This window comes from Streptomyces sp. NPDC001980 (genome assembly GCF_040296885.1).
Classification (GTDB): Bacteria; Actinomycetota; Actinomycetes; order Streptomycetales; family Streptomycetaceae; genus Streptomyces.
Genome location: NZ_JBEOYD010000094.1, coordinates 1 through 11,230, shown reverse-complemented (window position 1 = coordinate 11,230; position 11,230 = coordinate 1). Strand labels below are relative to the sequence as shown.

Genomic DNA, 11,230 nt, shown 5'->3' with positions numbered 1-11,230 from the left:
GCGGACGACCTCACCCGCGTGGCGACGGTCCTCATCCTGAAGGAGGCCGGCCTGGGTCTGAACACCATCAGGAGCTTGTCCACAACCGCCGACCGTGCCACCCGGCACGAGATCCTGCGTCCCGCGGCCGAGGAGCTCCGGTCGAGGATCGCGGCGGCCCAGGCCTCATTGGAGCTCATCGAGGGCGGCCTGAACTGCGAGTACGAGGACGTCACTCAGTGCCCGAACTACCGCCGGCTCGTCGCCGAGCGGGTCCGCCCTCGACGTCCGGCCGGAGAGCCGGTGATCGAGGCCGCGGCACCGACCTCGTGAGACGGCACACCCAGGGGGTACGTCAACGCACTGTTGCGGGCGGAGGAGTTCGAACCGCTCGAACCCGTCCGAGTTCTCCACGGCGTGCGCCCGCTACGCGAACCGCTTCTCCAGAGTCTCCCGCTGCTCGTCCTGCCGCACGGGTGACCAGGAGGGCGTGAGCGACCGGGACCGGTGTCCAGGAGCGTCCTGCGGCCGGTGCGTGTGCTTGTGCGGGGCCGCCGGGCCGCCTCGGAAGTCCGGGCCTGTCCTGGTGAACCTTTCCGTACCCCTCGTACGTGGCCTGTGCAGTGCCCACGGCAATCCCGTGGGCCCACCGATCGTCGACGGACAGGACAGGAACGGATGGACTCGATGACGAGATCTAGGACCGCGACGCGACTCCCGCTCGACCGTACCGCCGCCCGCTCGCTCACCGGACGCGGGCGCGCACTGGGCGTGGCGCTGGCCCTCGGCGCGTTACTGGCGGCGGGCGCGACAACGACCCTCGCCGCTCCGGCGGTTGCCGCGACGGGTGACGTCAAGTGCCCGTCCTCGGACTGCGTGCGGATCGCGCCGGCGGCCGGCTCCCCGGTCGCCGTCGCCCCCGACAACGCCGGCGCGGTGTATCTGGCGTACTCGGGAGGCGATCTGCTCAAGCTCGACCTGGCCACCGGAGCACTCGACACGGTCGCCACCGGGCTGGGCAACCTCCGCGGCGTGGCCGTCGCCGACGGCAGCGCGTACATCACCGGCTTCGACGGCACGCTCCAGCAGGTCACCCTCGCCACGGGCAGCCGCCGTACCCTGGCCGCCGGCCTGCCCGCGCTCTTCGGGGTGGCCCGCTTCGGCGCCACCACCTATGTCACCGACACCAACGGGGAGATCGTCGCGGTCCCGGACGGCGGGACACCGCGCGTGGCGGCCACGGGACTCGGCTTCTCCTACGGCCTCGCGTTCGACAAGGCGGGGCTCGCCTACACCGCGGACATGGGCCAAGGCCGCATTCTGCAGACGAACGTGGCCACCGGTACGACGCGCGTGCTGGCCGACGAGACCTACGAACCCACGTCGATCTCGGTCGGCGGCGACGGCCTGGTCTACTTCCAGGTCGGCGACGAGGTGAAGCGCGTGAACGCCGCCACCGGGGTGCAGTCCCACGTCACCCATATCGTCGGGATCAACACCTTCAGCTTCTCCCTGGCGGCGTCCGGTGACGCGTACACCACCGGCGGCGCCGGCGACGGTCTGTGGCGGATCACCGGCCTGACGTCGCGATGAGGGGGTAGGCACCCCCGGAGCGGAACAACAGGGGCGCCGGTGGCCCCGTCTCCCGCACCACCGGCGCCCCGGCGCCCCCGGCGTCGCGCAGCCACAGCCACCCCGAAGAATTCACCGAACCCATGTACAACCCTTACTCCTTGGCGCGGGTCTCCTGATCGCTGGACATCACTGACTCCGGCCCTCCGCCGGGTGCGGACGGCCCCCGCATGCCGCAGGAGACGACCCGCATGCACACGTTCCCGCGACTCGCCCTCGCGACGGCCACCGCGGCCGCGCTGACGGGCGGTCTGCTCACGTTCTCCGCCGCCTCGGCCTCGGCCGCGGACTCCGTCAAGGTCGCCCGCGCCGACTTCAACGGCGACGGCATCGGCGACATCGCCACCTCGGCCACCACCGCCTACGTCAACGGCCACAAGGGCGCCGGCCAGGTCGTCGCCCTCTACGGCTCCGCCTCCGGCATCACCACCGCCAAGCGCACCACCCTGAGCCAGAACAGCGCCGGTGTCCCCGGCACCGCCGAGGCCGGCGACAACTTCGGCGAGTCCCTGGCGTACGCCGACTTCAACGCCGACGGCTACGACGACCTCGCCGTCGGCTCCCCGGGGGAGAAGGTCGGCACCGACACCGACGGCGGTACCGTCACCCTCCTGTGGGGCTCCAAGAGCGGCCTCACCGGCAAGGGCGTCGACATCAAGGACCCGTCGCCGAGCAGCCACGGCTACTGGGGGCTGCAGCTCGCGGCCGGTGACTTCGACGGCGACGGCAAGGCGGACCTCGCCGTCGGCAGCTCCGCCGCCACCCTGTGGGTGTTCAAGGGCGGCTTCTCCGCCAGCGGCACGCCGGGCGGCCGGTACACCGTCAAGCCGCCGATCCAGCCGGGCACCAGCTCCTACCCGTACGGCCCGATGAAGCTCACCGCCGGCGACGTCAACGGCGACGGCCGTACCGACCTCGTCGTCGACGGGTACGAGACGAAGACCAGCGACCACTGGAACACCAACTACTGGCTGCCGGGCAGCTCCAAGGGCGTGACCGTCACCGGCGCCAAGGCGCTGAAGAGCGGCATCGTCACCGGCATCGGCGACATCAACGGCGACGGCTACGGCGACATCGTCAGCGGCGCCTCCTGGGACGCCAGCAGCGGCGGGACCGTCTTCCCGGACTCCGCCAACGGGGGCAGGGTGGCCATCACCTACGGCAGCGTCTCAGGCCCGGCCAAGGCCACCATGTTCAACCAGAACACCTCCAACGTCCCCGGCGCCTCCGAGAAGGGCGACGGCTTCGGCTGGGAGATCGACCTCGGTGACGTCAACGGCGACGGATACGCCGACCTGGTCGTCTCCGCCCCGAACGAGAACATCGGCAGCAAGGCCAACACCGGCCAGGTCGCCGTCCTCTACGGCTCGAAGACCGGGATCAACCTCGCCTCCGGCGCCCAGTCCTTCGCGCAGAGCACGGCCGGCGTCCCCGGCGACGACGAGAAGAACGACCTCTTCGGCGTCGACGTCAAGCTCGACGACGTCACCGGCGACGGCAGGGCCGACCTGATCGTCGGCTCGTACGAGAACGGCGGCGACGGCGCGGTCACCTACCTGCCGTCCAACGGCTCGAAGATCACCACGACCGGTTCCCGGGCTCTCTCCACGAGCAAGCTCGGCGTGTCGACGACCGGTAACCCGCAGCTCAGCGCCATCTTCGCCGACTGACCCGCGGGTCGGGAGAGCTACTCCGGACGGCGCACGGGCAGGCCCGTCGATCGTACGACCACGGGCCTGCCCGGTCCCGCGCCCGCCCGCTCCGGCTCCCGCACCCGCCCGCTTCCGCACAGAAGTTCCGCCCTGCCGCCGGCACCGCCTCCGCGCCGCCGCGTGCCCGCGTACCTCCAGCACCCACGTCGCTGATCTGAGGAGCTCCCACCCCGTGAACGTCTCCGTGAACATCTCCGTGAACGTCCTCGCGAACGCACGTCACCGCCGCCGCCTCGCCGTCGCGACGGTCACCGCCGCCGCGCTGACCGGTGGTCTGCTGACCCTCTCGGCCCCCGTCGCGTCCGCCGCCGCGGCGCACGCCTACAAGGCCGACTTCAACCACGACGGCTACGGCGACGTCGCCTTCGCCGCCCCCTACGCCAAGGTCGGCGGCAAGAGCATGGCCGGGTACGTCGCCGTGGTCTACGGCAGCGCCTCCGGGCTCAACCCCGCCAAGCGCACGATCGTCAGCCAGAACACCGCCGGTGTCCCCGGCACCGCCGAGACCGAGGACTTCTTCGGCCGGGCGCTCGCCGTGGCCGACTTCAACAAGGACGGCTACACCGACCTCGCCGTCGGCGCGCCCGGCGAGGACAACGGCTCGGACACCGACGGCGGTTCGGTCACGATCCTGTGGGGTTCGGCGAGCGGCCTGAAGAACGGCACGACGGTCAAGGACCCCTCGGCCGCCAAGCACGAGGCCTGGGGCTCGGTCCTGGCCGCCGGTGACTTCAACGGCGACGGCAAGGCCGACCTGGCGTCCGGCACGGCCGCGTCGTACGCCTACATCGTCAAGGGCGGCTTCACCAAGTCCGGCACCACCGGCGGCACCCAGAAGGTCCCCACGCCGGACAAGGCGGAGTTCGGCATCGACGCGCTCGCCGCCGGCGACACCAACGGCGACAAGAAGGCCGACCTCGTCCTCACCTACCGCACCGCGGCGACCTCGGACCCGTCGGGCAGCTGGTCCAAGGGCGCCGCCTACCTCGGCGCCTCCAACGGCGTGGTCGCGACCCAGCCGCGCCCGCTGAACGGCGGCACCTCCCTCGCCCTGGGCGACATCAACGGCGACGGCTACGACGAGATCGCCATCGGCAACGTCTTCGCGAAGGGCGACGACCACACCGGCACCCTCGGCGGCCAGGTCGTCGTCATCCGCGGCAGCAAGGGCGGCCCGGTCAACGGCGACGCCCCCATGGCCGAGCTCACCCAGTCCGCCACCGGCGTCCCCGGCACCGACAAGGAGGGCGACGGCTTCGGCGGTGCCGTCTCCATCGGGGACACCAACGGCGACGGCTACGGCGACCTGGCCATCGGCGTCGTCTTCAAGGACATCGGCGCGGCCGAGGACACCGGTCTCGTCGTGCTGATGAACGGCTCGGCCGTCGGCGTCTCCCGGACCGGTGCCCGGACCATCTCCCAGAACACCGTCGGTGTCCCCGGCACCGCCGAGTCCATGGACTACTTCGGCTCGGACCTCGTCCTCTCGGACGTCACCAAGGACGGCAAGGCGGACCTGACCGTCGGGGCCGCCTTCGAGGACGACGGTGTCGGCGCGGTCACCGCCCTGCGCGGCAGCGCCTCCGGCATCACCGCCACGGGTGCCAAGTCCTTCGGCCCGGGCACGTTCGGGCTCTCCCGCACGTACGGCGCGTTCGGCACGGGCCTCACCGGCTGACGCGCCCTCACCAACGAGACGCATCCCTTGACATCGCGTCACCTCACCACCTCACGGGGGAAATCCATGCCCAAGCGCACCACCCTGCTCCTCGCCACGGCCCTCACCACGGGCCTCCTCACCGCCCTGCCCGCCGCCACCGCCACCGCCGCCCCCTCGGGCCTGTCCGGCGACTTCAACGGCGACGGCTACCGCGACCTCGCGATCGCCGCACCCGTCGCCAAGGTCTCCGGCAAGTCCGGCGCCGGTTACGTGGCGGTCGTCTACGGCACCAAGAACGGCCTCGACACCACCAAGCGCCAGATCATCAGCCAGGCCACCACCGGCGTCCCCGGCAACCCGGCCTCCGGCGACTACTTCGGCGACCGGCTCACCACCGGCGACCTGGACGGCGACGGCTACACCGACCTGGTCGTCGGCGTGCACAGCGAGCGGATCGGCACCACCGACTCCTACGGCAACGTGACCGTCCTGTGGGGCGGCGCGAGCGGCCTCAAGGGCGCCAGCAACCTCTCCTCGCCGATGCCGAGGTACCGCAACGAGCTCGGCTGGGCACTGGCGGCCGGCGACTTCGACGGCGACGGCCACACCGACCTGGCCGTCGGCAACGTCGCCGCGCCCGAGCTCAACATCTTCCGGGGCCCCATCACCCGCAAGGGCAAGGCGGCCTCCCTCGTCGGCATCGACACCTCCGCCCAGACCGGCATCAACACCGACAAGATCATCGCCGGCGAGGTCAACGGCGACGGGAAGACCGACCTGCTGGTCATGGGCCAGGAGGAGACCAGCTCCGGCGACTACCGCACCCGCAGCGTCCTCTACACGGGCTCCGCCACCGGCACGCTCAAGGCCGGCAAGAAGCTCGCGGGCGGCTACGAGGCGGTCATCGCCGACGTGAACAAGGACGGCTACGGCGACATCGTCACCGGGAACTTCCTGGAGAAGTCCGCCGACGAGCCGAACGGCGGCCTCGGCGGTGCGGTCACCGTGACGTACGGCGCGGCGGGCGGCCTCAGCAGCCGTACCCCGGTCCGGATCACCCAGGACACGGCCGGCGTCCCGGAGAAGGGCGAGAAGGGCGACGGCTTCGGCTGGAGCCTGTCCGCCGGGGACGTGAACGGCGACGGGTACGCCGACATCGCCGTCGGCGCCTACGGCGAGACGCTCGGCGCGAAGAAGCAGGCGGGCACGGTCACCGTGCTGCGCGGTTCGGCGTCCGGCCTGACCGGCAGCGGCGCCAAGCTGCTCTCCGAGGACACCACGGGCGTCCCCGGCACCGCCCAGTCCCAGGACTTCTTCGGCTCCGCCGTCCGCCTCACCGACGCCAACGGCGACGGCCGCGCCGAACTGGTCGCGAGCGCCTACGGCGAGAGCCACGGCGCCGGCGCCGTCTGGCTCTTCAAGTCCACCACCGCGGGTGTCCAGGCCGGCGGCTCCAAGACCTTCACCGGCACCACCCTGGGCGGCCCGTCGGGCACCGCCTATTTCGGCGACGTACTGGAAGGCTGATCATGCGCATCCGCACGGCGGCGACCCTCGCCGCCCTCCTCACCGCGGGCCTCGTCCCGCTGGCCGGCCCGGCCTCGGCCGCGCCCGCCAAGTACGCGGACGACTTCAACGGCGACGGCTACCACGACCTCGCCACCGCCGCCCCGGGCGCCACGGTCGGCGGCAGGACCGACGCGGGCGCGGTCGTCGTCACCTACGGCTCCAAGTCCGGGATCAAGGCGTCGAACCGCACGGTCGTCACCCAGAACTCGGCAGGCGTCCCCGGCACCGCCGAGAAGGGCGACGAGTTCGGCTCGGCGCTCGCCTTCGGCGACCTGAACCGGGACGGCTACGCCGACCTGGTCGTCGGGTCCCGGGGCGAGGACGGCAAGGCCGGTTCGGTGACGATCGTCTGGGGGAGCAGGAAGGGCCTGACCGGGGGCCGTATCGTCGCCGACCCGGCCCGCTCCTCCCACACCCGCTTCGGCATGTCCCTGGCGATCGGCGACTTCACCGCGGACGGCCGCGCCGACCTGGCCGTCGGCAGCACCGGCGCCGACGTGCAGATCTTCCGGGGCGGCTTCACCAAGACCGCGGGGGCGGCGTCCCGGACCTGGGTGGTGCCCTCGTTCCGCACCGGCGACTCCTACGGCGTCCGGTCCCTGGCCGCCGGCGACATCAACGGCAACGGCGTCGACGACCTCGTCGTCAGCGGGACGATCGTGGGGCAGTCCGACGAACCCTTCGACGGCCAGGTGGTGTACCTGGGCGCGGCTTCCCGGCCGAAGACCCAGATGACGCTGGGCACCGACGGCCGGCAGCCGGTCGTCGTCGGTGACGTCAACGGCGACGGCTACGACGACGTCATCACCGCCAGGGTCCTGGTCTACGGCTCGAAGGTCGGACCCGGCGAGGTCATCGCGTACCTCGGCGGCCCGCACGGCATCACCCCCACCCAGCAGGCGGCGATCACCCAGGACAGCCCGGGCGTCCCCGGTGCCACCCGGGCCCAGGGCACCAGCTCGTTCGGAGACTCGCTCGCCGTCGGTGACGCCGACGGCGACGGCTACGACGACGTCGCGGTCGGCACGCCCTACGAGACGGTCACCACGGCCTCGCAGACCGGCACGGTCACCCTGCTGCGCGGCTCCGCGGCCGGGCTGACGGGGGTCGGCTCGACGCGGTACACCCAGAACACCCCGGGCATCCCCGACCTGAACGAGGACGACGACTTCTTCGGCTCCGCCGTCCACCTGGCCGACCTCGACGGCGACGGCCGGGCCGATCTGGCGGTCGGCGCCCGGCACGAGAACGGCGGACAGGGCGCGGTGTGGGCCCTGCGCGGCTCCGCCACGGGCCCGACCACGACCGGCGCGGTGTCCTTCCACGCGGCGTCGGTGGGCGTGTCGGGGACGTCGGCGCAGCTGGGTTCCCTGTTCAGGCAGTGAGCGAAAGCGATCGGCAGGTTCCTGAGGGTTCCCCTTAGGGGATGTCACAGCTCTGCCGCAATGGCGGGCTCGGGTGCCCGAGCCCGCCACACGGATCTCCGGGACCGGGTACGTTCGAAGACGTGGCTGGATTCAGGAACGGACGCGGCGGCCGGGACGACCGTGCCCCGCAAGCGCGACCGCAACAACCCGCGTACGGGCAGCAGGCGCCGCCCCAGAGCTTCGGCGGGCAGCCGGCGGGACCGTCGTACGGGTACCCGTCGGCCCCGCAGCCGTACCCGCAGCACGGCGGCGGCTCCGGCTGGCCGCAGGCGCAGGCGCGCGGCGGCCAGCCGAGACAGGGGGGCGGCGGCGACGGCCCGGAGTACTTCGGCGACGACCACGGCCACGGCGGCGGATACGGCGCCGGCCAGGGCGCCCGCACCCCCGACCCGTACGCGGCGAACCAGCCGGGCCACACCCAGGCCTTCTCGGTCGACGAGGAGGGCGCCTACACGCAGGGCGCGACCTACCACGCCGGCTCGGCGGCGCCGTCCGGCCCGATCGGCCCGCGCCTGCACTGGAAGGACCTGCTGAAGGGGATCGTCCTCGCCCCGAACCAGACCTTCCTCCAGATGCGGGACTACACGATGTGGGGCCCCGCCCTCATCGTGACCTTCCTCTACGGCCTGCTCGCCGTCTTCGGCTTCGACGGCGCCCGCGCGGACGCGATCAACGCCACCCTCACCAACGCGGTCCCGATCGTCCTGGTGACGGCGATCGCGATGGTCCTCTCCGCCTTCGTCCTGGGCGTGGTGACCCACACCCTGGCCCGCCAGCTCGGCGGCGACGGAGCCTGGCAGCCGACGGTCGGCCTCTCCATGCTGATCATGTCGATCACGGACGCCCCCCGCCTCCTCTTCGCCATGTTCTTCGGCGGCAACGCCGGCTTCGTCCAGCTCCTCGGCTGGGCCACCTGGGTCGCGGCGGGCGCCCTGCTCACCCTGATGGTCGCCAAGTCCCACGACCTGCCGTGGCCGAAGGCCCTCGGCGCGTCGGCGATCCAGCTGATCGCCCTGCTGTCGATCGTGAAGCTGGGCACGTTCTAGCCCCGGACGCACGTGTGAAGGGCCCCGGCAACCGTGCCGGGGCCCTTCACATGTCAGCCGACGTCAGCCGATGTCCGTCAGCCGTCCTCAGGCATCGAGAACCTGCCCGGCCCTCTTCACGACGGGAGGCAGCACGGACCACGGGAAGTTGATCCAGTCATCGGTCCGCTTCCACACGTACTCGCACTTCACGAGGGAGTGGGACTTCTCATAGATCACCGCGGACCGCACCTCGGCGACCGTTTCGAGGCAGAAGTCGCGGACGAGCTTCAGCGTCTTGCCGGTGTCGGCGACGTCGTCCGTGATCAGGACCTTCTTGTCGCTGAAGTCGATGACATTGGGAACGGGAGCGAGCATGACGGGCATCTCCAGGGTGGTTCCGACCCCGGTGTAGAACTCGACGTTCACCAGATGCAGGTTCTTGCAGTCGAGGGCGTAGGCGAGCCCGCCGGCGACGAAGACGCCGCCGCGCGCGATGCTGAGCACTATGTCGGGCTCGAACCCGTCGTCGGCGATGGTCTGCGCGAGCTCGCGCACGGCGACGCCGAACTGCTCGTAGGTGAGGTTCTCCCGCACGTCACTGCTGCTGCTCATGCCCGGCCCCTCACACCTGCGTCCGATGGAAATTGAGGTAGGAGCGGGAGGCGGTGGGCCCGCGCTGCCCCTGGTAGCGGGAGCCGTAGCGCTCACTGCCGTAGGAGTGCTCGGCGGGGGAGGAGAGCCGGAACATGCACAGCTGCCCGATCTTCATGCCCGGCCACAGCTTGATGGGGAGAGTCGCGAGATTGGACAGCTCCAGGGTCACGTGCCCGCTGAACCCGGGGTCGATGAACCCGGCGGTGGAGTGCGTGACGAGCCCGAGCCGCCCGAGCGAGGACTTCCCCTCCAGCCTGGACGCAAGATCATCGGGCAGCGAGATGACCTCGTACGTCGAGGCGAGCACGAACTCACCGGGGTGGAGGATGAAGGGCTCGTCGCCCTCGGGCTCCACGAGCCGGGTGAGGTCCGCTTGCTCGACGGAGGGGTCGATGTGCGGGTACCGGTGGTTCTCGAACACCCGGAAGAAACGGTCCAGCCGCACGTCGATGCTCGACGGCTGCACCATGGATTCGTCGTAGGGATCGATCCGTACCCGCCCGGCGTCGATCTCGGCCCGGATGTCCTTGTCTGAGAGAAGCACGCCCCGAGGATACGCAAGGCGCGCGGACCCACGACAATCGTGACGAGTCCGCGCGCCCGTGCTGCTGCTGTTTCTCTTCGTCCGCTACTGCTGCTTCTCAAGTGCGACCGGCACGACGCTGCGCAGCCGGGCGCACTTGGGACACCGCACGAGCCGGCCGGGGCCGAGCCGCTCGGCCTGCTGCATCGGGAACGAAGCGGTGCTGAACACGTGCCCTTCGGCACAGCGGACGACGGTGCGTTCCATCAAGTCCCTTAAGTCCCTTCCCCAGGAGCCGCGTCGGGCTTACTGCCGTGACGACGGAAAGCCACATTACGGGATCAAAGGGACGGCTCTCCAGGCGGCACTCCGGCCTACCGGGCCCCTCTCCCACACCTCCACCGTACGCCCCAACTCCGGTCTCCCGCACCCGGATCCCACTCCCCTGCCGACCCCGGAAACGCACACGAACCCCACGGTCCAGGCACCGGGGGTCCGTCATGAGGTACAGTGAGCGAGCGTTCGGACACCGACTCCGTCGGCGTTCTACGCGGGTGTAGTTTAATGGTAGAACATCAGCTTCCCAAGCTGAGAGCGCGAGTTCGATTCTCGTCACCCGCTCCAGCAGAAACCCCCAGGCCAGAGGCCCGGGGGTTCTTTGTTGTCTAGACCGGTGGGCGGGTGCCGCACCACTAGCGCACCATTAGCCCGCTGATGACTCCTGCGTGTGGTGCGGACGGCTGTCGGTGTGGTGCTCCTTGTGGTTCTTCGCACGCTCGGAGCGCACCATGCCGTCCAGCCCGGCGGCGACCTCCCGTTGCCGGTCGTGGTCGGAGTGCTGATAGATCATCGCGGCTTTCTCGGAGGACCGGCCGGCGCGGACCATCGTGTCCTTGAGGGTGGCGCCCGAACGGGTCGAGAGCGTGTGACCGGTGTGACGAAGGTCGTAGAGCGACCGAGGTTAGGCGTCCGAAGTCGGCTTGCGGGCCGGGGTGTTGACAGGCACGGGCACGAACCTGGCGACTGTGGAGTTGTTCCCGCTTCGT

Annotated in this window: 9 protein-coding genes, 1 tRNA gene and 3 pseudogenes; 8 read left to right on the top strand and 5 right to left on the bottom strand. The window is 71.0% G+C overall.

Going from position 1 to position 11,230, the window contains the following annotated elements; genetic code table 11:
* A pseudogene (locus ABT137_RS50690) lies at positions 1-312 on the top strand (MerR family transcriptional regulator); the annotation flags it as partial.
* A 21-nt stretch (positions 313-333) separates the two neighbouring features.
* On the opposite strand, the pseudogene ABT137_RS51185 reads toward ABT137_RS50690, so the two are convergent.
* Positions 334-453, bottom strand: a pseudogene (locus tag ABT137_RS51185) (antibiotic biosynthesis monooxygenase); the annotation flags it as partial.
* Positions 454-657: 204 nt separating this feature from the next.
* Here ABT137_RS51185 and ABT137_RS50685 point away from each other — a divergent pair.
* The 6 genes from ABT137_RS50685 to ABT137_RS50660 all read left to right on the top strand — a co-directional run bounded on the left by ABT137_RS50685 (position 658) and on the right by ABT137_RS50660 (position 9,025).
* Positions 658-1,572 carry an NHL repeat-containing protein gene (locus tag ABT137_RS50685; protein ID WP_351720791.1) on the top strand — a complete coding sequence of 305 codons (915 nt, stop codon included), beginning with the start codon at positions 658-660 and terminating at the stop codon, positions 1,570-1,572.
* Positions 1,573-1,802: 230 nt separating this feature from the next.
* Positions 1,803-3,281, top strand: a complete 1,479-nt coding sequence (locus ABT137_RS50680; RefSeq protein WP_351720790.1) for an FG-GAP and VCBS repeat-containing protein — start codon at positions 1,803-1,805, stop codon at positions 3,279-3,281.
* A gap of 214 nt (positions 3,282-3,495) precedes the next feature.
* Entirely contained in the window at positions 3,496-5,001 is a 1,506-nt protein-coding gene (locus ABT137_RS50675) for an FG-GAP-like repeat-containing protein (RefSeq protein WP_351720788.1), read from the top strand.
* Between the two features lie 66 nt (positions 5,002-5,067).
* Positions 5,068-6,510 (top strand): FG-GAP-like repeat-containing protein, encoded by a 1,443-nt coding sequence (locus ABT137_RS50670; RefSeq protein ID WP_351720787.1) that lies wholly within the window; start codon positions 5,068-5,070, stop codon positions 6,508-6,510.
* Between the two features lie 2 nt (positions 6,511-6,512).
* Positions 6,513-7,937: an FG-GAP and VCBS repeat-containing protein gene (locus tag ABT137_RS50665; RefSeq protein WP_351720784.1), complete on the top strand. Its 1,425-nt coding sequence runs from the start codon at positions 6,513-6,515 to the stop codon at positions 7,935-7,937.
* A 41-nt stretch (positions 7,938-7,978) separates the two neighbouring features.
* Positions 7,979-9,025, top strand: a complete 1,047-nt coding sequence (locus ABT137_RS50660; protein ID WP_351720781.1) for a YIP1 family protein — start codon at positions 7,979-7,981, stop codon at positions 9,023-9,025.
* Positions 9,026-9,112: 87 nt separating this feature from the next.
* Here the strand turns inward: ABT137_RS50660 and ABT137_RS50655 are convergent, their stop codons facing one another.
* The 3 genes from ABT137_RS50655 to ABT137_RS50645 form a co-directional block, all read right to left on the bottom strand.
* Positions 9,113-9,619 (bottom strand): phosphoribosyltransferase, encoded by a 507-nt coding sequence (locus tag ABT137_RS50655; protein WP_351720779.1) that lies wholly within the window; start codon positions 9,617-9,619, stop codon positions 9,113-9,115.
* A gap of 10 nt (positions 9,620-9,629) precedes the next feature.
* Positions 9,630-10,205 carry a dCTP deaminase gene (gene dcd, locus ABT137_RS50650; RefSeq protein WP_351720777.1) on the bottom strand — a complete coding sequence of 192 codons (576 nt, stop codon included), beginning with the start codon at positions 10,203-10,205 and terminating at the stop codon, positions 9,630-9,632.
* Positions 10,206-10,289: 84 nt separating this feature from the next.
* The gene (locus ABT137_RS50645; RefSeq protein ID WP_177233016.1) at positions 10,290-10,451 is read right to left on the bottom strand and encodes a hypothetical protein; all 162 of its coding nucleotides are present in this window, start codon (positions 10,449-10,451) and stop codon (positions 10,290-10,292) included.
* A 283-nt stretch (positions 10,452-10,734) separates the two neighbouring features.
* Between ABT137_RS50645 and ABT137_RS50640 the strand changes: the two genes are divergently transcribed.
* Positions 10,735-10,808 (top strand) — tRNA-Gly (locus ABT137_RS50640).
* A 79-nt stretch (positions 10,809-10,887) separates the two neighbouring features.
* Here the strand turns inward: ABT137_RS50640 and ABT137_RS50635 are convergent.
* Positions 10,888-11,133 (bottom strand): annotated as a pseudogene (locus ABT137_RS50635) (integrase); the annotation flags it as partial.
* Positions 11,134-11,230: the final 97 nt, after the last annotated feature.

Bases quoted from the DNA above. Each gene is read 5' to 3' on its own strand.
- ABT137_RS50680 (WP_351720790.1), top strand. From the start codon at position 1,803: ATGCACACGTTCCCGCGACTCGCCCTCGCGACGGCCACCGCGGCCGCG.
- ABT137_RS50670 (WP_351720787.1), top strand. From the start codon at position 5,068: ATGCCCAAGCGCACCACCCTGCTCCTCGCCACGGCCCTCACCACGGGC.
- ABT137_RS50645 (WP_177233016.1), bottom strand. From the start codon at position 10,451: ATGGAACGCACCGTCGTCCGCTGTGCCGAAGGGCACGTGTTCAGCACC.
- ABT137_RS50665 (WP_351720784.1), top strand. From the start codon at position 6,513: ATGCGCATCCGCACGGCGGCGACCCTCGCCGCCCTCCTCACCGCGGGC.
- ABT137_RS50685 (WP_351720791.1), top strand. From the start codon at position 658: ATGGACTCGATGACGAGATCTAGGACCGCGACGCGACTCCCGCTCGAC.
- ABT137_RS50660 (WP_351720781.1), top strand. From the start codon at position 7,979: ATGTCACAGCTCTGCCGCAATGGCGGGCTCGGGTGCCCGAGCCCGCCA.
- ABT137_RS50655 (WP_351720779.1), bottom strand. From the start codon at position 9,619: ATGAGCAGCAGCAGTGACGTGCGGGAGAACCTCACCTACGAGCAGTTC.